Origin of the sequence: Gordonibacter massiliensis (ex Traore et al. 2017) (assembly GCF_019731765.1) — a bacterium.
Lineage (GTDB): Bacteria > Actinomycetota > Coriobacteriia > Coriobacteriales > Eggerthellaceae > Gordonibacter > Gordonibacter massiliensis.
On sequence record NZ_JAASIO010000001.1, the window covers coordinates 638,847 to 664,706 of the forward strand.

At 66.8% G+C, this 25,860-nt stretch carries 19 protein-coding genes; 13 read left to right on the forward strand and 6 right to left on the reverse strand.

The genetic code is table 11. The annotated features are described in order from the left end of the window. Positions 1-17 precede the first annotated feature (17 nt). The 5 genes from HCH03_RS16730 to HCH03_RS02645 all read left to right on the forward strand — a co-directional run bounded on the left by HCH03_RS16730 (position 18) and on the right by HCH03_RS02645 (position 6,220). The gene (locus tag HCH03_RS16730) at positions 18-1,088 is read left to right on the forward strand and encodes an FHA domain-containing protein (protein ID WP_221688237.1); all 1,071 of its coding nucleotides are present in this window, start codon (positions 18-20) and stop codon (positions 1,086-1,088) included. Between the two features lie 104 nt (positions 1,089-1,192). Beyond that, positions 1,193-1,516, forward strand: a complete 324-nt coding sequence (locus tag HCH03_RS02630) for a hypothetical protein (protein WP_221688238.1) — start codon at positions 1,193-1,195, stop codon at positions 1,514-1,516. Between the two features lie 74 nt (positions 1,517-1,590). Next, positions 1,591-4,164, forward strand: a complete 2,574-nt coding sequence (gene leuS, locus HCH03_RS02635) for a leucine--tRNA ligase (RefSeq protein WP_221688434.1) — start codon at positions 1,591-1,593, stop codon at positions 4,162-4,164. 103 nt (positions 4,165-4,267) lie between these two features. Continuing rightward, positions 4,268-5,329, forward strand: coding sequence for an NADH:flavin oxidoreductase (locus HCH03_RS02640; protein WP_221688239.1), 1,062 nt, complete (start codon positions 4,268-4,270; stop codon positions 5,327-5,329). 246 nt (positions 5,330-5,575) lie between these two features. Beyond that, positions 5,576-6,220 (forward strand): SanA/YdcF family protein, encoded by a 645-nt coding sequence (locus HCH03_RS02645; RefSeq protein ID WP_221688435.1) that lies wholly within the window; start codon positions 5,576-5,578, stop codon positions 6,218-6,220. Positions 6,221-6,289: 69 nt separating this feature from the next. Here HCH03_RS02645 and HCH03_RS02650 read toward each other — a convergent pair whose 3' ends face one another. The 5 genes from HCH03_RS02650 to HCH03_RS16550 form a co-directional block, all read right to left on the reverse strand. Next, positions 6,290-6,958 carry a molecular chaperone TorD family protein gene (locus tag HCH03_RS02650; protein ID WP_221688240.1) on the reverse strand — a complete coding sequence of 223 codons (669 nt, stop codon included), beginning with the start codon at positions 6,956-6,958 and terminating at the stop codon, positions 6,290-6,292. 127 nt (positions 6,959-7,085) lie between these two features. Then, entirely contained in the window at positions 7,086-7,961 is an 876-nt protein-coding gene (gene nrfD / locus HCH03_RS02655; RefSeq protein ID WP_221688241.1) for an NrfD/PsrC family molybdoenzyme membrane anchor subunit, read from the reverse strand. Positions 7,962-7,966: 5 nt separating this feature from the next. Next, the gene (locus HCH03_RS02660; RefSeq protein WP_221688242.1) at positions 7,967-8,587 is read right to left on the reverse strand and encodes a 4Fe-4S dicluster domain-containing protein; all 621 of its coding nucleotides are present in this window, start codon (positions 8,585-8,587) and stop codon (positions 7,967-7,969) included. A 13-nt stretch (positions 8,588-8,600) separates the two neighbouring features. Beyond that, positions 8,601-10,835: a molybdopterin dinucleotide binding domain-containing protein gene (locus tag HCH03_RS02665; RefSeq protein WP_221688243.1), complete on the reverse strand. Its 2,235-nt coding sequence runs from the start codon at positions 10,833-10,835 to the stop codon at positions 8,601-8,603. 87 nt (positions 10,836-10,922) lie between these two features. Further along, positions 10,923-11,699, reverse strand: coding sequence for a twin-arginine translocation signal domain-containing protein (locus HCH03_RS16550; protein WP_185904186.1), 777 nt, complete (start codon positions 11,697-11,699; stop codon positions 10,923-10,925). Positions 11,700-11,965: 266 nt separating this feature from the next. Here HCH03_RS16550 and HCH03_RS02675 point away from each other — a divergent pair, with 266 nt between their 5' ends. Further along, on the forward strand, positions 11,966-13,474 hold the full coding sequence (locus HCH03_RS02675; protein WP_221688244.1) for a helix-turn-helix transcriptional regulator: 1,509 nt from the start codon (positions 11,966-11,968) through the stop codon (positions 13,472-13,474). Positions 13,475-13,481: 7 nt separating this feature from the next. On the opposite strand, the gene HCH03_RS02680 is transcribed toward HCH03_RS02675, so the two are convergent. Next, positions 13,482-15,053 carry a response regulator transcription factor gene (locus HCH03_RS02680; RefSeq protein ID WP_438821620.1) on the reverse strand — a complete coding sequence of 524 codons (1,572 nt, stop codon included), beginning with the start codon at positions 15,051-15,053 and terminating at the stop codon, positions 13,482-13,484. A gap of 211 nt (positions 15,054-15,264) precedes the next feature. Between HCH03_RS02680 and HCH03_RS02685 the strand changes: the two genes are divergently transcribed. From HCH03_RS02685 to HCH03_RS02715, 7 genes are all read left to right on the forward strand, one after another. Next, positions 15,265-15,942 (forward strand): molecular chaperone TorD family protein, encoded by a 678-nt coding sequence (locus tag HCH03_RS02685; RefSeq protein ID WP_368042406.1) that lies wholly within the window; start codon positions 15,265-15,267, stop codon positions 15,940-15,942. A 178-nt stretch (positions 15,943-16,120) separates the two neighbouring features. Beyond that, complete coding sequence (locus HCH03_RS02690) at positions 16,121-18,319, forward strand: molybdopterin-containing oxidoreductase family protein (RefSeq protein WP_080144386.1); 2,199 nt, start codon at positions 16,121-16,123, stop codon at positions 18,317-18,319. Between the two features lies 1 nt (position 18,320). After that, positions 18,321-18,857 (forward strand): 4Fe-4S dicluster domain-containing protein, encoded by a 537-nt coding sequence (locus tag HCH03_RS02695; protein ID WP_080144387.1) that lies wholly within the window; start codon positions 18,321-18,323, stop codon positions 18,855-18,857. Between the two features lie 7 nt (positions 18,858-18,864). After that, entirely contained in the window at positions 18,865-19,731 is an 867-nt protein-coding gene (gene nrfD, locus HCH03_RS02700) for an NrfD/PsrC family molybdoenzyme membrane anchor subunit (RefSeq protein ID WP_080144388.1), read from the forward strand. Positions 19,732-20,137: 406 nt separating this feature from the next. Beyond that, complete coding sequence (locus HCH03_RS02705; RefSeq protein WP_221688246.1) at positions 20,138-20,785, forward strand: 4Fe-4S dicluster domain-containing protein; 648 nt, start codon at positions 20,138-20,140, stop codon at positions 20,783-20,785. A 5-nt stretch (positions 20,786-20,790) separates the two neighbouring features. Continuing rightward, positions 20,791-22,104, forward strand: coding sequence for an NrfD/PsrC family molybdoenzyme membrane anchor subunit (gene nrfD / locus HCH03_RS02710; RefSeq protein WP_080145281.1), 1,314 nt, complete (start codon positions 20,791-20,793; stop codon positions 22,102-22,104). Then, the gene (locus tag HCH03_RS02715) at positions 22,101-25,367 is read left to right on the forward strand and encodes a molybdopterin-dependent oxidoreductase (protein ID WP_221688247.1); all 3,267 of its coding nucleotides are present in this window, start codon (positions 22,101-22,103) and stop codon (positions 25,365-25,367) included. The genes nrfD (HCH03_RS02710) and HCH03_RS02715 overlap by 4 nt, the downstream gene beginning before the upstream one ends. The last annotated feature ends 493 nt before the right edge of the window (positions 25,368-25,860 follow it).

Here is a 25,860-nt window from a genome sequence, read left to right on the forward strand (position 1 = left end):
CCAAGACGAATAACCTAGTGATCGTTTACTTGCGCGAACGCAGGCTTGAAAAAGCAACAGAGACAAGGGGACAAGGTGCGGTTGACGACGAACACCGAGAAGACGCGATCATTCGACGTTCCGGGCGAGGACTGCGGTGGCATACGGCGCTGTACTACTTCGCCGAGCATATTCGATCGCTGTCGCATGGTCGGATCAATCACAAGGTCCTCTATTCCTACATCGGAACGAACGGCCACTACATCAACCACGACAATCCCACCATCCGCAAGCGCACGGCGGCCGTTCTGTCCCGTCTTATTCATTCGCGCCGCTACGTGGAGGATTTCCGCACGAGCTACGAGAAGAATCCGCGGGCTTTCGACGAGGCCGCGCAGCTTCTCTGCGCCGAGCTGTGCGAGGGAGCGGGTTGCGATGCCGGAGAGGCGGTCGACTATTTTCGCGGCGCCCTGTGGGAGGACGTCGAGCGCGGGTTGCAGAACGAACGCGAGGACGGGCGCGCGGAGCTCAACCCCGACCGCATAGCCAACGAGATGCATTCCTTGTTCGCCTGGTGCGACGAGCTTCCCGCCACGCATGGCAAGGAACAGCTGATCGTGCTTGCGTCCTCGTACTTCCATCTTATGACGTTCGGATATCTCGACGAACGGCTCGTGCTCGAGCTGGCCGACGAGACGCCGCTCGTCGTTCCGAACGCAGACGAGGGCCGACCCTGTCTGCAGGAGAACCGCGCCTGCCTGATCAAGTACGCGAGCGACGAGAAGGGCGCCATGGCCAACTGGTGGACCCTGACGGCCGACCGCCCGTTCGTCATCGGGCGCTACACCGATTGCGACGTCATCGAAGTGAATCCGTACGTATCGCGGTCGCACTGCCGCATCGTCGGCAAGGACGGCGTTTGGCTCTTGGAAGACCAAGGGTCGCGGCACGGCAGCCGCGTTCTGCGCGACGCGTGCGTCGTGTACGACAGCGCGCGCGACGGCCGCCAACCGTTCGAGCTCGCGTTCGGCGACCGCATCGTCCTGGCCGGCGTCGCGCACTACTGGTTCGGCGCCCTGCTCGAGGGAAATCGGACCGCACGCCGCTGATCGGGGGGGGGGGGGCAGCCGTTTTCCGCTCGGTCGAGAGCCCGCTCGGCGAGCGTGCTGGCAGCGGTCTGCCGAAGATATTCGATGGATGGAAGGCATGTGGGTTGCCCGAACCTATGATCGCGGAATCGTTCGATCCCGACCGGACGGTGATGGTATTGCCGCTGATTGATTCCAAGGATGGCAAAAACCGGCGGCAAAAACCGGCCGCAAACACAGGGAGGATAACGCAAGAAAAAGAGAACCAGGTGATCGATCTGCTGGTTTCGGAAGGGGCTGCCGGTAGGAGCAGGATCGTGCAGGCTCTCGAACTGGGGCCAACGAGGACCAAGGATATCCTGTCCAGCATGGTTTCCAAAGGTCTTATCGTACCGGAGGGGACGGGCCGGGCGCGCGTGTACCGATTGCCCGACGAAGCGCGCGAATAATCCCTGCAAGTGCGGCAACACTGCTACAATGTGCAATTACGATTGCCCATACGTTTCGAGGAAGCAACATGACCATGAAACCTTACAACCCGCACGAGATCGAGCCTCGCTGGCAGAAGGAGTGGGCCGACACCGACCTCTACCAGGTGACGGAGGACACCTCGAAGCCGACGAAGTACGTGCTGGAGATGTTCCCGTACCCGTCGGGCGACATCCACATGGGGCACGTGCGCAACTACACCATCGGCGACGTGGTCGCGCGCTATTCCAAGATGCGCGGCTTCGACGTGCTGCATCCCATGGGCTGGGACGCGTTCGGCCTGCCGGCCGAGAACGCGGCCATCAAGCACAACAGCCATCCCGCCGCCTGGACCTACGCCAACATCGACACGCAGAAGGCGTCGTTCAAGCGCATGGGCTTCTCGTACGACTGGGATCGCACCGTGGTGGCGTGCGACCCGGAGTACTACCGCTGGGGCCAGTGGATCTTCCTGCAGTTCTGGAAGCGCGGCTTGGTGGAGCGCCGCAACAGCCCCGTGAACTGGTGCCCGAACTGCGGAACCGTGCTCGCCAACGAGCAGGTCACGGAAGGCACGTGCTGGCGCTGCCACGGCGCGGTGGAGAAGCGTGACCTGACGCAGTGGTACCTCAAGATCACCGACTACGCCCAGGAGCTGCTGGACGACCTGGACCAGCTGGACGGCTGGCCCGAGCGCGTCAAGCAGATGCAGGCGAACTGGATCGGCCGCTCCGAGGGTGCCGAGGTCACGTTCACGCTGTGCGGGCCCGACGGCGAAGCGCCCGCCGAGCCCACCGAGGCCGACCGGATCACCGTGTTCACCACGCGCCCGGACACGCTGTTCGGCTGCTCGTTCTTCCTGTTGGCGCCCGAGTACCAGGGCCTCATGGAGTTGGTGGAGGGCACCGAGTACGAGGCCGGCGTGCGCGAGGTGGTGGAGGGCGCCGCCAAGGTGAGCGCCGTGGAGCGCGCGCAGGGCGACCGCGAGAAGCATGGTGCGTTCACCGGCCGATACATGGTGAACCCCATCAACGGCGAGAAAGTGCCCGTGTGGGTGGCCGACTACATCGTGAGCGACTACGGCACCGGCGCGGTCATGGCCGTGCCGTGCGGCGACCAGCGCGACTTCGAGTTCGCGCGCAAGTACGACCTGCCCATCATCCCCATCATCCTGGGCGAGGACGACCCGCTGTACCCCGAGCTCAACGGCGTGCAGGAGCGCCGCGTGACCTCGGTGGATTGGGACCACGCCTACGACGCCGAGGGCATCCTCGTGCAGTCCGGGAAGTACACCGGTATGACGGGCGGCAAGCACTCGCCGGCCGTGGACGCCATCGTCGCCGACCTCGAGGCCCAGGGCCTCGGCCGCACGAAAGTGGAGTTCCGCCTGCGCGACTGGCTCATCAGCCGCCAGCGCTACTGGGGCAACCCCATTCCGGCCATCCACTGCGAGAAGTGCGGCCTCGTGCCCGTGCCGGAAGAGGACCTGCCGGTGCGCCTGCCCGAGGACATCGACCTGGCCGCCGGCGAGACGCTGGCCACGCACGAGGCGTTCGTGAACACCACGTGCCCCGTGTGCGGCGGCCCGGCCAAGCGCGAGACGGACACCATGGACACGTTCACGTGCTCCAGCTGGTACTATCTGCGCTACACCGATCCGCATAACGACGAGCTGCCGTTCGCGCCCGAGAAGGCGAACCGCTGGCTGCCGGTGGACCAGTACATCGGCGGCATCGAGCACGCTATCCTGCACCTGCTGTACAGCCGCTTCTACACGAAGGTGCTGCGCGACCTGGGGCTGGTGGACTTCGACGAGCCGTTCGCGAACCTGCTCACGCAGGGCATGGTGCTGGACGAGCACGGCGAGGTCATGAGCAAGTCCAAGGGCAACGTCATCTCGCCCGAGGACATGATCGCCGGCTACGGCGCCGACGCCGTGCGCACCTACATCCTGTTCATGGCGCCGCCCGACAAAGAGCTGCAGTGGAACGAGGACGGCCTGGCCGGCATCTACAAGTTCATGAACCGTGCATGGCGCATCGTGAACGACTTCCTCTGCCAGGCGGGCGACGAGACGTTCTACCAGGAGGGCTCGTCGCGCGAAGAGGGCGAGAAGGCGGCTGAGACGCTCAACCGCGAGCGCCATCGCGTGGTGGGCAAGGTTGCCGACGACTTCGACCGCAACAACTTCAACACCGCCATCGCCGCCATCATGGAGCTGGTGAACGCGGCCAGCGACTACCTGCGCAAGGTGTCGCCCGAGACGCGCGCCGCCGACGAGCGTCTGCGCGCTCTGGACGCCGACGTGGCCGAGGTCATCGTGAAGATGATGGCGCCCCTGGCTCCGCACTGGGCCGAGGAACTGTGGCACACCGTGCTGGGCTGCGAGGGTTCCGTTTACGAGCAGCCGTGGCCGGAGTTCGACCCCGAGCAGGCCAAGGCCGACGAGGTGGAGCTGGCCGTGCAGGTGAACGGCAAGGTGAAGGCCAAGATCACCGTGGCCGCCGATGCCCCCGAGGACGACATGAAGGCCGCCGCCCTGGCCGCGGCCGAGCAAGTGCTCGCGGGCAAAGACGTCAAGAAGGTCGTCGTGGTACCGGGCCGCCTGGTGAACATCGTGGCGAAGTAGAAGCCGCGCTCGAACTGGCAACGAAGAGGCAGGGCAGCTCGGAGGTGCGGGCTGCCCTGTGCGTTTGGGCTGCGGATAGGTTCTAAAAGGCTAGGGAGCGATCATGGGCGCATTGTTCGAGGAGCTGGCGATCGGGACGCTGCGGGCGCGGAACCGGTTCGTGCGGGCGGCCACGTACGAGGGGTTGGCCACCGAAGACGGGCACGTCACGCCTGCATTGACCGCTATTTGCGAGGAACTGGCTGCGGGCGGCGTGGGCACCGTCATCTTGGGGTACGCGTACGTGACGGCCGACGAGCAGCCGAACCCGCGCATGCTGGGCATCTACGACGATTCGTTCGTGCCCGAGTACCGAGCGCTCGTCGGTGCGATGCACGAGCGCGGCGCGCGCGTCGTGTCGCAGATCGTGTACGGCGGCTCGGCGACGAAGCTCGAACCGCCGAGCGCGCGCATCCTGGGGCCTTCGGCGGTAGCCAATCCTAAGACGGGCGTCGTGCCCGTCGAGGCTTCCGCGCGCGACATCGAATGGTTGGGAGAGGTGTTCGCCGCCGCAGCCGTGCGCGCCCGGGACGCCGGGTTCGACGGGGTGGAGCTGCATGCCGCCCATGGCTACCTATTGAGCCAGTTTCTGAGCCCGCTGCTCAACCGCCGCGAGGACGAATACGGCGGCTCGATAGAGAACCGCGCGCGCATCGTCGTGGAGACCGTCGAGGCGGTGCGCCGTGCGGTGGGCGCGGATTTCCCGGTGATGGTGAAGCTGAACAGCTCGGACGGAGAAGAAGGCGGGCTGACCGAGGATGACAGCTTGGTGGTGGCGCGCCTGCTGGCAGATGCCGGAGTCTCGGCTATCGAGGTGAGCGGAGCGTGGCGCGCCTGCCGCGTGCGTGACTTCGGCGGCGAGCCTTTCTTCGGCGTCTTCGCGCGGCGCTTGGCCGAGGCGGTGGACGTGCCGGTTATCCTCACGGGCGGCAACCGACGGTTCGACGTCATGGAGCGCTTTGCTGCCGAGGACGGCATCGCCGGGTTCGGGCTGTGCCGCCCGCTCATCTGCGAGCCCGACCTGGTGAACCGCTGGGCGAGCGATTCCGGGTACGCGCCGCGTTGCGTCTCGTGCGACGGGTGCAGCAAAACCCCGGGACACTGCTGCGTGTTGCCGAAAAGGTAGGCGCAGAACAGCGCACAAAGTCCGAGAGCGTCCGTAGGGGCAGGTAGCAGGGCGCCCCTGCGGGGGTTTCGGTAAGCAACGTTCACGGGGCTTGCCGACGTTGCTCGGCCGCGCTGCTTCAACCGTTGTTTGTGGACAAGTCCGTGAGATTCGATGACGGGGGCGGCGTTGCGCCGCAAGGCCCGTGTCCGTTTGCTATCATCGAAGCCTATGACACGTGAGAAGAAACATGGATGGTTGAGGCGTATGGTGTGGCTCGTGGTCGGGTGCGCGATCGTTGCGGCGTTGGTCGTTGCGGGAACGAACGTCGCCACCATCGTCACCACCAAAGATGCCATCGTCGACACCGAGACGGCCGCGGCCTTCGATGCCGACGCCATCGTGGTGCTAGGTGCCTCCGTGTTCGCCGACGGCACGCCGTCGGGCATCTTGCGGGACCGGCTCGACGACGGCATCGAGCTGTACCGGGCGGGAGCCGCACCGAAGATCATCATGAGCGGCGACAACAGCACGGTGTCGTACAACGAGGTCAAAGCCATGAAGGACTACGCCATCTCCCAGGGCGTGCCCAGCGAGGACATCTTCAGCGACCATGCCGGCTTCTCCACCTACGAGAGCATGTACCGCGCCAAGCACGTGTTCGGCGCCGAGCGCATCGTGGTGGCCACGCAGACCTACCACCTGTACCGCGCCCTCTACTCGGCGCAAGGCCTCGGTCTGACGGCCGTGGGCGTGCCCAGCGACTACCACGCTTACAGCAAGCAGACCCAGTACGATCTGCGCGAGATACCCGCGCGCACAAAGGACTTCTTCAAAACGCTGTTCAAAGCCCCTTCCACGTTCGTGGGCGACTTCATCAGCCTGAACCAGTCGGGCGACGTGACCGACTAAGAAGGGCACTGACGCGAGAGCCGAGGCGCTACTCGAGGCGCGCGCCGTCGGGTCATGCGTCGAAAACGTCTAAGCAGCGTCGGAATCTACCGAATCGGCAAGGTTCTCCCGGTCGAGGGCGACCCACGCGGCGACGAGCGCGCAGAGGCGCGCGAAGAAGTCGTCGTCCGCCTCGGCCATGGCCTCTGCTGCTTGGTCGACCCAACGGGCAAGATGGAGGTCGACGAACCGTTTCCTCCACGCACGGCATCGCCTTGCCTCGCCCTCGCTTCGAGCCTCCGATTCGGCCCGCGCGAGCAGCGCCGCGAACGCCAGCTCGCTCGCCAGGCTGTCGGCCCGCAGGGTCTTCACGGCCAAAGGGTAGCCGGTCAGCGAGGCGAACTCGAAAGACCAGCTGCGATAGCATTGCTCCACGTGGTCGATGGCGGGCCCGGCGGTGGGCCCGTACCGCCGGGACCCGTCCACCACGGCCGAGTCGAGCAGGCAGCTCTCGCTCAAAGGCACGAAGTAGGGGCTCGCGGGGACGAAGAAGCGATCGAAGTACCGCTGCTCCAAGTCGGCGCTCGCCTCGAAGCATCTGAGCCCTTCTGCGCCGAGCAGGTCGGCCGCGCGGGCGACGTCGGGCAGGATCCGCCCGTCGGGAACGTTGAGCAGCGCCTCGGCCAGCGTTTCGTACACCAAGCCGGTCGCCCGCGCTTCCAGCGCGCGTTCCGAGCCCGTTTCGATGGTCGCTTGCATGGAAGCTCCTTTCCTGCGGGGCGGTCGGCAGGCGACCGCCCCTGTCTTGCACGGCCCGCCCCGCAGCCGCTCGGGGAGGGAGGGAGCGGTTGCGGATGCCAAGCGGGTGGTTGTCGGACGCGTCGCGCTAGAACAGCACCAAGGGCACGGCGGCCATGATAACCAGGTAGCGCAGCAGGAAGCCGCCCACGAGCACGCACGCCTCGCCGACGATCGCCATGCCGGACGACGCAGCTTCCGGGTTCTTCTTCGCCTGCGCGGCGCGCACCAGCTCGAGGCAGAACGGCAGCGCCAACCCCACGACCACCAGCCCCAGCCAGAACGCCACGGCGTAGGGCCCGCTCACCAGGTTTGCCACCGAAGCGGCGGCGGCCGGTCCGGCGCTGCCGCCCACGGAGGCCGTCACGGCCAGCAGCGCGACCACGAGCACGACCTCCAGCACGGGAAGCGCCAGGCCGGTCTTCTTCAGGAAACCCAGCCCGTCCGATCCCCCGAACTTGCCGACGTGCGCCGCCAGGAGCACGGCGGCGAAGCCGGACGAAGCGGCCGACACCAGGAACAGCAGCGGCAGCACGACGGGGTTCCACAGCGGGAATCCGGGTGCGTCGCCCAGCAGAAGGCCGGTGTACATGGCCACGGCCACGGCGCAAACCAAGCCGACGACGTCGAGCGCCTTGGGCGTGCTCTTCTTCCTCAGCATGACCACGAGCGCCACCACGCTCACGATCATGAACAAGATGAGGATGACCACGCCCCACGCCATGACCGACGAGAAGTTCGCCAGCAAGCCGAAGAAACGCAGCGGGTTCATGAGCCCCGCCTTGGCGTCCACCATGAGCAGCACCGTGCCCACGGCCACCGCGATCGGTGCGATGACGTAGCCCGCAAGGCGCAGCTTCGTCGCGTCGGGCTTGACGAAGCCCGCGAGCGCGGCCAACGCGAACGCGCCGGCGCCCAACCCTGCCAAGAACAGATAACAGGCGATAATTCCATCCCATACCATGCTGATCACCCCTCCAGCGGCTTAACGACGTTGCCGCCACGATGGATGGCGGATGTAACCGGCATGCCCTCCACCTGGGAAAGCCCCACGTAGAGCACCGCCGGGTCAAGTCCGAGGTCGGCGTAAAGCGCCTCGCCCCCAACCTCGGCCACCTTCTTCGCGATGTCGCTTTTCGGGTCGTTCAGGTCGCCGAAGTAGCGCGCGCGGGTCACGCACGTGGACACGCAGGCGGGCAGCAGGCCATGGGACGAGCGGTGGTAGCAGAACGTGCACTTGCCCACTTCGCCCGTGTCGTCGTTCACCCAACGGGCCTGGAACAGGCAGGCGGCCATGCAGTACTTGCAGCCGATGCACTTCTCCTCGTCCACCAGCACCACGCCTTCCTCGGTGCGGTAGCTGGCGCCCGTGGGGCACACCTTCACGCAGGGAGCGTCGGCGCAGTGGTTGCACAGCTTCGGCTGGTTGGCGCGGCGGGTTTGCTCGCCGGTGTTCACATCCCAGCTCTCCACCCAGGTGTTGAACTTCGTGAGCGGCACGCCGTTCTCCTGCTTGCAGGCCACGGCGCAGGCGTTGCATCCTATGCAGAGGGACAAGTCGATCAGCATGCCGAGTCGTTTCTCAGTCATCTTGCATCCCTCCCTATGCCTTCTCGATGTTGTACATGCCGCCGCTGCGTCCGGGCGAGCCGGCGTCGCTGTCGGCGTGGGGGTAGATGACCCCGTCCTCGAGCATCGGGTCGAGCATGGTTTGCAGGTGGACGCCCGCGGCGATGGCAGGATCCCCCTTCGCCAGCGTTCCGTCGATCTCGGCGTCCTGCGCGCCGTACGCATGGTGCCCGTAGCCGTAGGCCACGCCGAACGTGCTGCGCGCGATGCCGGCGCGCACCATGGCCTCTCCGGTCATGACGTCGCCCGTGGGGTTCGTGATGCGCACGGTGTCGCCGTCTTTGATGCCCAGCTCGGCCGCGTCGTCCAGGTTGAGCTCCAGGTAGTTCTTCTCGCACAAATCGCGCATGATGGGGCTGTTCGCCTGCATGGAGATGGAACGGAAGCGCGGCTTGTAGTTCGTGGAACGGAACGGCCATTCCTGCTCGCTGTACACCTCGGCGATGGGGGTGCGGTCGCAGAAGTCCTCGGGCACGTAGCGCAGCGCGGCGTCGGGGTGGACGCCCGAATAGGGGTTCTTGTTCAGGGCCTTCTTCTCGCTGTAGTACTGGATCAGGTACTCCTTGGCGTAGGCGCTGCGGCCGTTTTTCTGGCTCGTTTCGATGGGCCAGAAGCGTCCTCCGCGCGAAAGCACGTTGAGGACCTTCGGCCATTCCTCGGGCGTGACGGCTTCCTTCCAGGCGGCGGGAAGCTCGTCGAGCGCTTGCAGCTTCACATCCTCGTCGCGCACGTCGGCTACGGGCTCCTCGGCGAAGGCCAGGTTCGCCACGGCCTTCAGGAAGAAGTCGGCCGCATCGTTGAGCGGGTAGGACGTGCCGTCCGCCGCCTCTATGGCGTTGTCTCCGAACCCGGGCACATCGCACGCCTTCGCCACGTCGACGCAGAACGCCTCGAAGCTGGCGAAGCGCCCGTCGGACAGCTCGATGGTGCTGGGCTGCTTGGCTTGCCAGCGCACGGTGTTGCCCTTGCCGCGCCAGTAGCCCTCCTGCGTCACCAGGCCGAAGCTCTCGAACGGCGTGGTGTCGGGCACGATGTAGTCGGCGAGCTGCGCGTGCTCGCCGATGAAGGCGTCGCAGGCGATGTGCAGCGGCACGACGGAGGTGTCCTTGAGCTTTTCGATCACGCTGTCGCGCAACGCGCCCGAAGACGCCTGGATGGTGTTCGTCATCCAGGACACGAGGATCTTCGCCTGGTAAGGGTACTCGTTCACGATGGACACGAGCGCCTGATTGTCGGAAGTGGAAGGAACGTTGAGCCAGGGGAGCTTGGGCTTCGGGTCCTTCTCGCCTGCCGCGACGCGGGCCTTGTACTCGTCGGTTTGCGAGAACAGCTTCTGGGTGCGGCAGATGTACGTGGCGTTTTTGGCGGACACGGCCGGCTTGCCCTTGACGGTGGCCAGCTTGTAGCGATCGCCGTCGGTCGTGGTCTTCGAGCCGATACGGTAGCAGTTGCAGCCGCCGGTCATCTGCGCGGAGCCGATAAGGCCGTTGAGAGCCGGATAGGCCAGCACGCCGGTGGTGCCGTTGGCTGTTGCGGAACCGCCGAAGCCGAGGCGCGCGGACGCCTTGGTGCCGTGCGAGACGAACTCTTTGGCGATGCGCTCCATGGTGGCGACGGAGGTGCCGGTGATCTCGGCGTACTCGTCTAAGGTGTGCTCGAACGCGTTGTCTTTCAGGAACAGGAAGCTGCTGCGCACCTTCACGCCGTTCACTTCGCCCTCGTACTCGAACTGCGCGGCGTCGCTCTGCGTGTGTATGGCTGGCTGCCCGGTGGCCTGGTCGATGACGACGTAGTACGGCACCGGTGTGGTGGCCTTCGGATCGGCGGGAGGCTCTTCGAGCCCCGCGTCGGCCGCCCGCATGAGCTTGCGGTAGTTCGGGTGGTTCTCGTCGACGATGACGAGGTGGCTCGCGTTCGTGTAGGAGGCGAAGCCGCCCGCGAACGCGCTTTGGTAGTTCGGATAGGAAAGGAACGTGGCGTTGTACGTTTTGTCTTCGAGTATCTTCCGTACGATGCCCAGCGCAAACGCGGCGTTCGTCGCCGTTTTGATGGGCACCCAGGTGATGCCCTTGGCGGTGGGGGTGACGCATCCGTTGCCCAGCACGGGGTCCACCACGTCGATGGTGCACTCGCCGGTTTGCAGGCGGTCGAGGGTGCGTTTGGCGATTCCCTGGAAGCTCTTGCCGTTCGATCCGGGGAATGCGCCCATGAACAGGACGTACTCGCCTTCCTCAAGGTCGGGTTGGGTATTGTTCGAAGCGGTCTCTGCCAGCGCACGCGCTGTTTGGGAGCCGCCTCAAGTGGAGCCGTGGCCGTACTGGTTCAGGGAGCCGAAGCAGTTGGTGAACCTGGTTCCGATGGTCGTGCGTCCGTCGCCGCGTCCGCCCAGCATGACGAACTGGTTCGACACGGGGCCCAGGTCGGGCTGCGCGGGGTTCAGGGGCGTCTCGGTGTCGTGCAGCGCCTTGAAGCCCTCGACCTCGCGGTCCTCGCCCGCGTCGGCGAACAGCTTGCCGCCTTCGGTCACTTCCTTGATGAGCTCGTCCCAGCCGATGGCCTTCCACTTGCCCTCGCCGCGCTTGCCCGCGCGCTTGAGGGGCGCGGTGATGCGGTTGGGCTGCGCGTACACGTCCTGCGTGGCTTGGCCGCGTCCGCACACGGTTCCACGGGTGAGGTTGCCCTTGCCGGATGCGAATCCCATGGACTGATACGCCTCGCTGAGCGGCTCGTCGAAGTCCAGATAAGGGTACGCGCAGCTGGGATGGTAGGGGTTGCCTCCCACCGATATGAGCCGTCCCGATGCGCGATCCAGCTTGAGCCGGTTGCCGCACGAGCTGTAGCAGCCCAAGCACGCGCTGTAGCGCACGACCACGTCGTCGTTGATGTCGAGCTTGCCCGTCTCCGGGTCGACGGTGGCCTCGATGGGTTGGCCGTGCCGCTGCTCGGGGAACGCGGCCTCCTCGGCATGCGCCTCGCGCGGTAGGCCGGCGATCCCCACGCCGGCGATCGACAGGGCTCCAAGGCCGCCTGCGGCCTTGAGGAAGCTCCTGCGATCCAGGTTGATGCTTGCCATACTCCCTCCTTCTCCTCCGGTGAACCGGTCGGCCGCGATGCGTCCGACCTTGCCGTTATCATCCCCGGCGCAGGGCGCGGGCGCATCACCACGTTGCCGTAAAACATGCCCAAACGGCCCTCGAAGGCATAGTCATGATGTGACTATTTTCCTATTTCCGCAGATGGGATAGGCGAGGCGTCAGCCACATTTTCCTTGGTTTGCGGTACCATGGAAGGGGGGAGGGATCGCGCGCGTCGATTCCCCGATTGTTTGGGGGCAACCGCATGGTTCAGTATCTTGTAGAGCATATGAGGGTGTATCGGAAGCAGGCGCTAGGGTTCGCCTTCTTCCTGGCGTGGAACTACTACTCGTTCTTCTCGTGCGGGCTCGTGCCCGTTATCCGTGTGATTAGGAGCAGCGAGCGCGTGTGGGTGTGGGCGGGGCTGTTCATAGCCGTCGGCTCCATCGTGGCTATGCTCGTTTCCGCCAGAACGTCGCTTGCCGGCAAGAAGGCCTGCGGGGTCGCGGCGGCTCTGCTCGGCGCCGGGGGCACCGCGATCATTTGGACGAGCTTCTTCAACGAGGCCGCCTATCAGTGGGTGTCGGCCGGGGGAGGCATGATCGCGGGTGCGGGCTTCGCGTTGATGGCCCTGGTGTGGGGCGATCGGATGAGCCGGTACAACGAGGCGGCCATCGAGTTCTCGGCGCCCGCCTCGTTTATCCTGTCGTTTCTCATCTACTTCGCGCTCCTTGCGCTCAAAGGGCCCGCGTCGATGGCGGTGGACGCCCTGCTTCCCGTTCTCTCGATGTACTTCGCGTTCCGTCCCGCCGAAGCGGCGCATGGCGGTGACGAGGGGGTCGCCTACGTGGATCGGCGGGTGCGCGGGCGCGAGCTCGGCCATGCGCTGGCGGGCATCGTCACGCTGTGCCTGTTGTTCGGCATGCTCTGGTTCCAGTTCGCCTACTTCAGGTTGCTTTCCACGCCCGACGTGGTGGGCGATCGATTCCTGCATTACCTCGTGCCGTTCTCGTGCTCGTCGGTGCTCTCCATCATCGCCCTGCTGTCATGCATAAAGCTGTCGCGGCATTTGAACTTCACGCTCATGTTCCGCTGGGGGCTGCCCTTCCTGCTTCTGAGCTACGCGCTGCTGTACTACAACTACGACGACGAGGTGCAGAGGATCGTGGCGTACACGGTGAACTTCATCGGCATGTTCGGTGTGCAGTTCAGCTTTTGGATAGCCGCGCCGAAGTACGTGCGGCGTTCCCGTATTCCGGCGTACGTGCTGTTCGGAGGCATGTTTGCTGCCGAAGGCATGGGAATATTCGCAGGCACGTGGTACGGGCTTGCCGTCATCGACGGCGTGACCGCCACGAACGTGATGAACGAGTCGTTGCTGTTCTTCGTGGCGGTGCTGTTGGTGGCCATGGTGGTGGGCTTCAACCCGCGGTGGTCGTTTTTCCGCATGAGCCCGCGTTGGAAGGTTCGCGAGGACGAGGCCGACGACGAGGCTGCAGGCGGCACGTCGACCGCTGACGACATCAACGCCCTGTTCGCGCAGCAGGCCGAGGAACTGCGGGCGGCCTATGGGCTCTCGAATAGAGAGACGGAGGTGGCTGAGCTGCTTTTGGCGGGGCGCAGCCGCCCCTACATCCGCGACGAGCTGGTCATATCGCTCAACACCGTGCATGCTCACGCGCGCAACATCTACGCGAAGTGCGGCGTGCACTCGCAGCAGGAGTTCATGGACCTGCTGCGCCCCGTGGCGAAGCGGGACGAGCCCGAGGCGTGACGGGCCGCTAGCCGTACTTCTCGATCAGGTCGATGACCTGCTGCTTGGAATGCAGGTCGGTTTTCTCCAGGATGCGGCGGATGTGGGTGCGCACCGTGCTCTCGGACACGAACAGGGCCTCGGCGATGACCTTGGCCGAGCGCCCGCGCGCCAGGTAGGGCAGCACCTCGGCCTCGCGGCGGGTGAGGCCGTAGTCTTCGGCTATGGCGGCGTACAGGTCTTGGTCGGCATCGTCTTCCGCGGGGAGGGCGGCGGGAGGGGGCGCGACGGCCGGTTTCGGCGCGTCGGCATCTGCGGCGCGCTCGCCGGCTTCGGCCGCGCCGCCGGCGATCGGCTCCGGCGCCATGCCGTGCGCTGCTCCGCCGTCGAGCGCCGCAGGCTTCTCGCCGGCCTCCTCGGCGTTCCCCGCGGTTCCGGCCAAGCGCCGCTTGCGGCGCAACGTGTTGAACAGCCCCAGCATAACCAGCACGTACAGCGCGCCTATGGACACGCCCACGATGAGCGCCGACGGCTTGCCGGGCACGAGCGTGATGAGGAAGCCGATGCCCATGCCCACCAGGCGCAGCAGCACGGACAGCGAGCGCACGATGCCGCCCACGATATAGCCCGACACAGCGAAGTCGTAGGAGCAGGCCACCACGAGCGACCAGATGATGACGTCGAACAGCCCGTAGCTGGCGCTCATGATGATGTTGAGCGCCACCGGGTTCGTCTCCCAGAAAAACGGCAGCACGGCGAACAGCACCACGATCACGGGCACGATCACGCGGTACGCCATGTCCAGGTTGATGCGCGTGCGCGCGTACAGCACCAGCCCCACGAGCGCCGCGGCCACCACGAGGTTGGCCACGAGCGGCGCCAGGTGCGCCTCGTTCACCGAGCCCACCGAGAACACGGTGAGCTCCCACACGAAGCCGAACAGGCACGACAGCACCAAGCTGGCCACTATCAAGCTGACGAGCGAGCCCAGGGCGGCAAGCGAGCGCTTCGATCCCCCCGAAGCCGCGGCGCGGCCGTCCGGCTTCTCGGCGCGGCACCGCAGCAGGCACGCGTACGCCGCCAAAGGCAGCGGCACCATGAGCGCGATGGCGGGCACGCCCAGGTTCTCGGTCGCCAGCGACACGGCCAGGAACAGCGCGGCTGTGAGCAGGAAGGCCACCGGCAGGTAGAACGACGTGCGCGCGGGGTGCATGCGGCCGTAGCAGTCGGCCCAGCTGCCCCAGAAGAAGCCGTATCCCACTCCCGCGAGCACGGCCCCGCCCAGAAGCAGCGGCAGCAGCGCCCCGCCGCCCACGCGGCCCGCGGCGAACACCAGCAGCAATCCCACGATCACGAGCGCCGGCATGGGCCAAGAGGGCATGCGGTCGATGCGCACGGGGTCGTTCTCCACCCAGGCGGCCACGGCCAGCATGGCGGTCATGTTGGCCACGAACGACACGATAACCACGAGCGATTCGTATTCCGGCGTGTCGGCGGTGCCCGACAGTAGGATGGAGCTGCGGAACGTGAGCATGCTGCAGGCCCAGAAGAACGCCATGCCCACATGGCGCAGGCGCATCGTCTTCCACACCATGCGCATGCTGCGTCGTTCGTGTGCGACGGACAACGAAACCCCCATCTCGTGTGACGGCCGACGCGAGGGCGGAGCCCGTCTCCGCTCCGCCCTCGCGTCGGCATAGTTCTTTATCAAATCGTCTAGCAGGGGAAACGCGCAAATCATCAATTATTGATGACAATCGTTTCCCTCTGCGCACCTACGATGGCGACAACGAAGAAAGGAATCGGCTCTCGTGAACGCGACATCGAACATGGTACTCGCATTATCGCTCATTGCGCCGCTGTTTTCATCTCTGACCGAGGCAGAATACGGCGACGTATGCCGAAACCCGGCGTGGCGGGACGTGCGCGGGGCGGCGGAGCCGCTCGCCCGCGACGCCGTCGAGCGCGCTCTGGCCCTGCCGGCATGGCAGGTGCGCTCCACGTTGCAGAACGATGTGCTCCTGCCCGGCATGCCGCTGGCGGCGCTGCCGGTGGAGTCGCTCTACAAGCCGTGGTCCGCCGCTCCCGGCAACGCCTTCGGCGCCCAGCGCGGCCTGTACCTCGGAGACTCCGCGCAGCACATCCAGGCGGTGTGCGCGGCGCTCGAACTCGACGTGCCCGAGCGCTACGCGGCCATGCCCGACCATCTGTCGCTGCTGCTGGACCTTCTGGCCCTGTTCGTGGAGAGCGGCAACGCGCAGGCGGCGGCGGATCTGGCGGCCGACCACTTCGATTGGCTGGGCGACTACGACGTCGCGCTGGCCCGCAAGGCCGCCGACGCGGCGCGCGCCGACGCGCTCGACCCCGTCCGTCGCGCCGCGCTCGAGGAGGGCATCGCCCATCTGCGGGCCCTCGTCGCGCTGACGGACGCGCTCGTTCGGTCGGTCGTTTCGAACGAGGAGCGAGGGGCGTTCGCGTTGTCGTCCTGAGCGAAGGCGGCGCAGCCGCCGAAATCGAAGGATCTCGCGCGGCGGCAGGAAGCGATGGAGCTGCCGCCGCGCGAGATCCTTCGACCGCCGCACGCAGGGCGCTTTGCCCAAAAGGGCGCCCGGCGCGGAAGGCACGAAGGAAAGCAAGCTCGACAGGAAGAGGAAAGGGAGGAACGGGATGTTCGAAGACGTTTCAAGGCGAACGTTTCTGAAGGGGACCGCCGCCACGGCAGCCCTCGCCGCCGCGGGGTCGCTCTCGCTGGGCGCATGGCGCGACCAGGCGCAGGCGGCCGAAGCCGGCGGCATGTCCGGCGAGGTGCGGCAGGCTCCGTCGCTGTGCAACGGCTGCTCCAGCAAGTGCGGCCTCGTGGCCACCACGGTGGGCGGCAAGCTGTACACGCTCAAGGGCAACGAGACGCATCCGTACTCGAAGGGGCGCATCTGCGGGCGCGGCCACGGTCTGGCCCAGATGGCCTATTCCGACGAGCGCGTCACGCAGCCGCTGCGCCGCAAGGACAACGGCGAGTTCGAGCCCATCGACTGGGACACGGCCTTCAAGGAGATCGGCGAGAAGGTCAAGGGCATCGTGGCGAAGAGCGGCCCCGAGTCGCTGGCCATCATCCAGGATCCGCGCCCGTCGGGCAAGTACTACTCCAAGCGCTTCATGAACGCGCTGGGTTCGCCGAACGTGTACGCGCACTCCTCGTCGTGCAACCTGTCGAAGGAGAGCGCCTACATGCAAACCATGGGCGCGTCGAACTACTCCACCGACTTCGGCAACGCGAAGATGGTCATGTTCATCGGCCGCAGCTACGGCGACGGCATCCGCCCCTCGTCCGTGCAGAGCCTCGCGTCGGCCAAGGAGGCCGGCACGCGCATCGTGAGCGTCGACCCGCGCCTCAACAACTCCGGCATCTTCTCCAGCGACTGGGTGCCCATCAACCCCGGCACCGACCTGGCCTTCATCATGGCCCTGTGCAACGTGCTCATCGAAGAGGACCTCTACGACCACGAGTTCGTCGAGCAGAACACCGTCGGCTTCGACGAGTTCGCCGCGCAGGCTCAGGAGTACACGCCGGAATGGGCCGCCAAGATCACCGACGTGCCCGCCGAGCGCATCCAGGAGCTGGCGCGCGCCCTGGCGAAGGCCGCTCCGGCCGCTTCCATCGAGTCGGGTTGGCGCGCCGTCATCGGCTGCTCGTACCAGAACTCGTTCGAGACGGCCCGCGCCGCCTCGGCCGTGAACGCGCTCTTGGGCTCCTACGGAGCCAAGGGCGGCGCGCTGCTCACGTCGTCCCCGTCGGCCGGCAAGCTCACCGACGCCCGCTTCGCCGACCCGGCCAAGCCCGAGGCCAAGCGCGTGGGCAACAAGGAGTACCCGCTCGCCCTCGACAGCGCCGGCACGAACCTGGCCGCGCTCAAGGCGGCGCTCGACGGCTCCATGAAGGGCCTGTTCTTCTACAACAGCAACGCCGCGAAGGGCTACGCGCAGCCGAAGACCTGGACCGAGGCGCTGCAGAAGACCGACCTCGTCGTGACCATCGACGTGCAGATGTCCGAGACGGCGCTGCAGTCCGACTACGTGCTGCCCGAGGTCACGTACCTGGAGCGCTTGGAGCTGCCCGAGTTCATCGGCGGCAAGAAGCACTTCGTGGGCATGCGCACCGCGGCCATCGACAAGGTGCTGCCGGATGCCAAGACGTGCGACGAGATCTTCAACGGCCTGGCCGAGGCCTGCGGCGTGGGCGAGTACTTCCAGTTCACCGCAGAGGACCTGGCAACCGCGCAGCTGGCCACCGTGGGCGTGGACATCGACGTCATGAAGAAGGACGGTGTGGTCGAGCTGCCCGACCCGAACTTCAAGTACGGCGTGCCGAAGTTCAAGACCCCGTCCGGCAAGTTCGAGTTCTCCACCGAGGCCGTGGGCGCCGCCGGCCTGAACCCGGTCATCGGCTACATCCCGCGCAAGGTCACGCCGAAGGACGGCGAGTTCTACATCGTGGGCGGCAAGCAGGGCATCCACTCCCACACCATGACGCAGAACATCGAATGCCTCAACGCCATCTCGCGCGAGTACCACATGGAGCGCCTCTGGATATCCGCTCAGGACGCCGAGAAGCTGGGCGTGCAGACGGGCGACACGGTGGAGGTGGCGTCGAGCGAGCACACCGGCCAGGTGGAGGCCCGCGTCACGCAGCGCCTCAAGCCCGGCGTGGTGTTCCTGCCCACGCACTACGGCGGCGACTCGCCGGTGCAGACGCGCGCGTACCAGTACGGCATCGCGCTCACGGATTTCATCCCGTTCGACATGGAACCGGGCACCGGATCCATGATGAGCCAGGAGGTTGCGGTTACGGTGAAGAAGGTGGAGGCATAACATGGCACGCTACGGAATGCTGATCAACACGAAGAAGTGCGTGGGCTGCTTCGCCTGCCGCCTGGCCTGCCAGGCGAAGAACCACCTGGAGCCCACCGAGGCATTCATCAAGTTCCACGAGCTCGAGACGGGCGAGTTCCCCAACGTGTACAACGAGATCGTGCCCACCCAGTGCCAGCACTGCGAGGACGCGCCCTGCGCGGCGGTGTGCCCGACGCACGCCACGTACATCACGGACTCCGGCGTGGTATTGGTCGACCCGGAGAAGTGCATCGGCTGCAAGTACTGCATGGCCGCGTGTCCCTACGGCGCCCGCATCGTGCAGGAATCGACCGGCGTGGTGGAGAAGTGCCGCTTCTGCTACGAGAACGGCGAGCCGGGCAACCCGCCCGCCTGCGTGGGGACGTGCATATCCGGCGCGCGCGTGTTCGGCGACCTGGACGACCCCGAAAGCGACGTCTCGCAGGCTATCGCAAAGTACCATGCGCAGCCGCTCGCAAGCAACCTGACCGAGTCCAAGATCTACTACGTGAGGTGATGAAACCATGGTATGGGGACCTTTGATTGCATGGTATTTGTTTCTGGCCGGTGCTTCGGCCGGGGCGTTCCTGACGGCTGCGTTCGTCGAGGCCAAGTATCCCGACAGCGTGAAGATGCGCGTGGCGGGCCGCATTATCGCGCCCGTGTTCGTGGGCATCGGCCTGCTCATGCTCATGATCGACGCCGAGGCCGGCCTGCACAACCCGTTGCGCTTCTTCTGGCTCGTGTCTAACCCGGGCTCGGTCATGACGCTGGGCGTGTACTTCATCTGCATCTACATGCCGGTGACGCTGGCGGCTGCCATCCTCGAGATACTGAAGAAGAAGGTGCCGAAGTGGCTCACGTGGATCGGCATCGTGTTCGCGTTCGCCGTGGCGGCCTACACCGGCTTCCTGCTGGGCGTGGTTAAGGCGTACCCGCTGTGGAACAACGCCGTCCTGCCCATCCTGTTCGTGGTGTCGGCGCTGTCGGCGGGCCTTGCGGCTACGTCGCTCGTGGGCCTCGTCACCGACCGCGAGCGCTTCGAGCACATGTGGCTCATCAAGAAGTCGCACGTCATCCTCTCGGCTATCGAGATGGTGGTGCTGTTCACCATGCTCGTCATCGTGAGCGCCGGCAGCTTCGAGGGTGCGGCGTCGGTGCACTCCCTGATAGCGGGGCAGTATGCTCCGGCGTTCTGGGGCGGCATCGTGATCTTGGGCCTGGTGGCGCCGTTCCTCATCGAGGGCTATCCGGTGTTCATCGCCAAGCGGGTGGAAACGTCCACCACGTCGCTGGTGGTGAGCCTTATCGGCGAGGCGGGCGTGCTCGTAGGCGGCTTCCTGCTGCGCCTGCTGGTCATATTGTCCGCGCTGCCCGTGCTGTTCCTTTAGCGTAACGTTTCCCACGCCCCGCCTGCGATCGCAGGCGGAGGCGCTTCGGCGGCCCGACCCCCTTCGACGCCGCCTTTGCTCGACGGGCGCCACGTGTCCCCTCCCCTTACCGTGGCGCCCGGCTTCTTTTCCGCACTCCTCATGGAGTGCTTTTCGATATTGGATCGGTCGTATTGTTTTCGCAGGTGAACGGTAGATTCTTTCTCGTTTTCCCGTCAAAACCGATACGGAAGATCAACGTTTCGCATGCGGTCGCGGCCAAGCGCTAAGGTAAGGAGGCGCGCGGTCCGCAAGCCGGGCGGACGGGCGAGCGGGCTTCCGGCCCGCGCCCGATAGGGCCGGCGGCCGCGGGCTGCGCGGCGCCGAGCGCGCCGTTCGCGTTCAACCTGAGGAAAGAGGTGCAAGCATGGAGGATTCAGCCTCTCCGCACTGGGGCATGGTCATCGACCTGGCGAAATGCGTCGGGTGCGACTCGTGCACGGTGGCGTGCAAGGCCGAGAACCGCACGCCGCCGGGCGTGTCGTACAACGTGGTGCTGGAACAGGAGGCGGGCACGTACCCCAACATGCGCATCGAAGTGCTGCCGCGCCCCTGCATGCAGTGCGAGAACCCGCCGTGCGTGGCCGTGTGCCCCGTGCAGGCCACGTACCGCGGCGAGGACGGCATCGTGGTGATCGACGCCGACCGCTGCATCGGCTGCAAGTACTGCATCGCCGCCTGCCCGTACGGCGCACGCTCGGCCGACGAAGGCGAGAGCTACGCCGGCGAGATGCAGGCGGCCGACCAGGTGGTCGTGCCCGAGTACGGCGTGGACCGGGGCGTGCGCGGCAAGTACCGCGCCACGTACGGCACCGTGCGCAAGTGCACGTTCTGCGCGCACCGCATCATGGAAGGCGAGGCCCCGGCCTGCTGCGAGACGTGCGTCGGCGATGCGCGCTACTTCGGCGATCTGGCCGATCCGGCGTCGAAGGTCGCCCGCATGGCCGCTTCGCCCCGCGCGTTCCGCCTGAAGGAAGAGCTGGGTACCCAACCGTCCGTCTACTATTTGAGGTGATCGCCATGGCACGCACGCAAGCGAAAAGGCGCCCGTTCGGCGTCGAGCCGTTCTCCCGCCGGGCAACCGTCGTCTGGGCGGTTGTCGTGGTCGCCCTCTTGGCGGCCGGCGGCTTCTTCATGTTCGACCGGTTGGCGAACGGCCTGTCGATGGCCGGTGCGACCAACGCCGTGCCCTGGGGTTTGTGGGTTGCGGTCTACATCTGGTTCTCGGGTCTGGCGGGCGGGCTGTACCTCGTGTCGGCGCTCGTCTACCTGCTGCGCCTCCCGCGCTTCGCGCCCATCGCGCGGCTCGCGTTGGGCGGCAGCATCGTGTCGCTTGTCGTGTCGATGATCTTCATCGGCATCGACCTGGGCGCCATCAGGCATTCGCTGGGAACGCTGCTGTTCTTCCATTGGTCCTCGCCCTTGGCGTGGGAGATCAAGGCCTATATCTTCTTCATGGTCGTCGCCATCGCGCAGTTCGCGCTCGTGCTGTACAACGACCGTGGGGCTCGCGCGGCGGTCGCCGGCGCAGCCGACGGGCGGAAGGCCGACACGCATCGCGGCAACGTGAACCTGGTCGTTCGCGTGCTGGCGGGCGTGGGCGTGGCCACGTCGTTCGTGGGGCCTCCGGGCGGCACGGGCATGTTCTTCGCCGCCGTTAAGACGCGGGGGCTGTGGGAGGGCGGCATCACCTCGGTGCTGTTCTACGTCATGGCCGTGGTGACGGCGGCGGCGTTCCTCATCGTGGCCTATCGGCTGCTGTGCCGTCTGCGCGGCGCCCGCCCCGACGAGGCGGCGTGCACCGGCCTCGCGCGCGTGCTCGCGGCCTCGCTGTTCGCGCTCGCCCTCTGCGTGTTCTTCCAGCTGGCGCCCGCGCTGCTCTCCGACGATCCCCGAATCGCCGACGCGGTGGCGGTCATGACGGGCGGGTACCTGGCGCCGCTGTTCTGGATCGGCGAGATCGGCCTCGGCCTCGTCGTTCCGGCCGTGCTGCTGGCCCTGGGCGCCGCGCGGCGCTCGCCGGGCATGGTGACAGCCGCGTCCCTGTCGGTCATGGCGGGCATCCTCGCGTTGCGCTACGTGCTGGTGGTGGCCGGCTTTTCCGTTCCGCTGCTGGCGGGTATGGCGCCGCCGGTGTACGTGCCGAGCTTGGGCGAGGTTATGGTGGCGCTGTTCGTGCTTGGATTGGGCGTGGCCCTGTACGGGCTGGCCGTGCGCTTTCTGCCGCTGGAGGCCATGGGCCCCGGCGAAGGCGTGATGGAGAAGACGGCGATAGCCGGCAACGCGGCGGTCTTCGCCGGACCGGTTGGCAACGAGAAGGAGGCCGCACGATGAGCGAGCATACCGAAACCACGTCCGCAAGCCGCGAGGCCGCCGCGTCTCCGCACGGCGCCGACGCGTCCGCGCGCACGGCGTTCGGCACGCCGTCGCGCAGGGCGGTCGTGGGCGCGAGCGCCGCGGTGGCCCTGAGCGCGCTGGCGGGCGGCGCGGGCTTGGGCGCCTACATGGCTGCGAACGACCCGCTGACCGACGCCCCGCACGGCCGGGGGCAGACGTCCGGCGCTTACGGTGCCGACGACGTGGTGCTGTCCATGTGCAACAACTGCAACACCTACTGCACCATCAAGGTGCGCGTGACCGACGCCGCCGAGGGCACCGACGCGGCGGAGGGAGCCACGGCGCTCGTGCGCAAGATCTCCGGCAACCCCTACTCGCCGCTCAACTCGCAGCCCTACGCGCCCGTGCCCTACGGCACCGCGCCCGCCGACGCGCTCGCGCCCGACGGCTCCATGGCCGTGAAGGGCCGCGCGGCCAACGGCGGCATGATCTGCCTCAAGGGCCAGGCGGGCATCCAGCTCGTTCACGACGCGCTGCGCGTGACCCAGCCGCTGCGCCGCGTGGGCGAGCGCGGCTCCGACGAGTGGGAGACGGTGTCGTGGGACGAGGCCGTCGACGAGATCGTGAACGGCTCGCCGTCGCTCGGCACGCCGGGCGTGGCCGCGTGGTGGGCCTACGCGCCGAAGAAGGACGTGGAAGCCGACGTCGCCCTGGTGGAGGCCGGTGAGATGACGAAGGAGGCGTTCGCGCAGAAGTGGGGCGACAAGCTCATCGACGTGGAGCATCCCGACCTGGGGCCGAAGTCCAACCTGTTCTGCAGCTGCGGTGGCGACCGCATGTTCCTCATCGGCGACCGCTTCACGCAGAAGTGCTTTGGCTCGGTGAACAACTTCAACCACGGCGGCGTGTGCGGCATGACCGGCGTGATGGGCAACGCGCGCACGCACCCCACCACGGGGCACAAGCGCATGTACGCCGATATCGACCACTGCGAATGCCTCATCATCTGGGGCACCGAGCCCATGACCGCGAACAAAGGGCCGACCTGGCTGGCACCGCGCCTGTCGGTGGCGCGCGAGCGGGGCATGAAGCTTATCGTGGTGGATCCCCGCCAAGGCCGCAGCGCCTCGAAGGCCGACGTGTGGCTGCCGGTCGTTCCCGGCCACGATGCGGACCTCGCGTTCGCCATGGCCTCGTGGATCGTGCAGAACAAGCGCTACGACGAGGCCTACCTGCGCGCGCCCGGCAAGAAGGCTGCGGCCGCCTTGGGCGAGCCCACCTGGTCCGACGCCACACACCTGGTGGCCGTCGACCTGCCGAACCGGCCCGTGGTCACGGCAAAGCTGCTCGGACGCACGGGCGAGGGCGGGCTTGCCGACGACGCGCGGTTCGTGTTCGCGGGCGGCGAGCTCGTGGCGGCCGACGAGCTCGACGGCCCCGCCGACCTCGAGGTGGACAACGTGGTGGACGTGAAGGGCAAGCCCACGCGGGTGGTGAGCGTGTTCGCGCTTCTCAAGGAGCGCTTGGGCGAGCGCACGATCGAGGAGTACGCCGCCGCGGCCGGCATCGACGTGGCCGACGTGGTGGACGTGGCGCGCGAGTTCACCTCGCACGGCAAGCGCTCCTGCGTCATGAGCTACCGCGGTCCCGCCATGCACGCGAACGGCTTCGACGCCGTGCGCGCCGTCTCGTACCTCAACTTCCTCATAGGCAACCACGATTGGAAGGGTGGGCATATCGCCGCAGCCGCGAAGTTCGCCCCCTACACGGGGCGCTACGACCTGCAGTCCGTGCCGAACGCGCACGAGGGCTGGGGCATTCCCATCACGCGCCAGAAGACGGAATACGAGAAGACGAGCTACTTCAAGCAGGACGGCTACCCGGCGCCGCGCCCGTGGTACCCGTTGCCGGGCAACCTCTCGCACGAGATCGTGCCCACGCTGCGCGCCGGCTACGTGTACGACCACCTGGGTGCGCTGTTCATCCACCGCCATTCGCTCGTCGACTCCACACCCGGCGGCGACCGTTTGGCCGACGTGCTGTGCGACACGGACAAGATCAACCTCTTGGTGTCGTTCGACGTGGAGGTGGGCGACACGTCCCGCTACGCCGACTTCGTGCTGCCCGACTGCACCTATCTGGAGCGGTTCAGCCAAGAGCCCATCTACCCGAACCAGCAGTACCAGCTCATCCAGTTCGGTCAGCCCGCCGTGCGCGCCTACGAGGGCCCGCGATCGGTGGAGGACGTCTACCTGGAGATCATGGAGCGGCTCGGCCTGCCGGGCGTGGGCGAGGGCGCCGTGCCGAAGGGCAAGAAGGACAGCGGCCAGACGGCTTCGCTTTCGAGCGAGGAGGACTACTGGTTGAAGATGGCCGCGAACATCGCCTACGCCGGCGAGCCGGTGCCCGACGCCGATGCCGAGGAGCTGGCCCTGTTCGAGCGCGTGCGCGCTCGCGCCTTGGGCGACGCGTTCGACCTCGACGCGTGGAAGGCGGCCGTGGACGAGGACGAGTGGCCGAAGGTGGTCTACGTGCTCAATCGCGGCGGCCGGTTCGGGTCGGCCGACCCCGCGAAGGACGACGGCTACGAGGGCGACCTCATCAAAACGCGCTACGCCGGCTTGTGCGCGTTCTACGACCCGAAGACGGCGTCCACGAAAAACGCCCTCACCGGGAAGAACTTCGACGGCTTGGCCGCGGCGGCTCCGGTGGCCTACGCCGACGGCTCGGCTTTCGAGGCTCCGGCAGAGCGTCCGCTCGCCTTCGTCAACTGGAAGGCGCGCACCAACGGCACGCACCGCACCATCGCCTCGCCCTGGCTGCGCGAGACGGGCACCGAGAACTTCGTGTGGATGTGCCCGGCCGACGCCGCCGCGCGCGGCCTGGCAAACGGCGACGCCGTGGAGGTGGCGGGTCCGATGGGCTCGGAATCGGGCCACGTGCGCGTGACCGAGGGCATCCGCCCCGGCGTGGTGGGCTGCAACTTCTCGTTCGGGCAGACGGGGTACCGGGCCCGCCCCCTCGTCGTCGACGGCGAGGTGCTGGCGCCGGCGCCCGACTACCTGGAGGAATCCGGCGTGCTCGACGGCGACGTTCCCGGCGAGCAGAAGAGCGGCTTCGCCGGAGGCCGCGGGCGGGGCTTCATCATGAACGAGCTGCTGCCCGACGATCCCACCATCCAGGGAGGCGGCGGCGTGTGCGACCCGGTGGGCGGCGGCTCCGCGCAACTCGACCTGTTCGTGGAGGTGCGCAAGGCCTGATCGTTCCCGGCGCGGCCCTCCGCCTTCCCTGCCGCGCGCTTCAGCGGCCGGTTCCCGCGACGCGTTGCCGGGATCGGCCGCCTTTTCTTTGGCACCCCTCTTGCGACCGTGCTCGCTCTCCCCAGGTGCAACAACGTCCCGCCCCTCCAAGCGCGCCTGCTCCCGTCGGTGCGGGGCCGCGCCCTCGGTTCCAAGAGGGCTCCGCGGTCATGTGGAGTTCGTTTGAACGGCGAAATTTCTCGAAGATACGGGGTATTTTCACTTCGCTATACTTGAAGGAAACGAGACGAGAAAGCGCGCTTCCAGCGCGCGCAACTACGGGGGTGAGACGGCATGACGGCGCTTCGCGGCGAAGCTTTGATGCGGCACGATGCCGCAGAACCCGTGCAGGCAGGTATGTGGAAGGGGTTCCTCTGATGACGGCCTTCCCCCTGCGTCGCGCCGAGGCGACGACGTCCCGTTCGAACATGCTGTGGTAAGCGGCAGCTTTCTT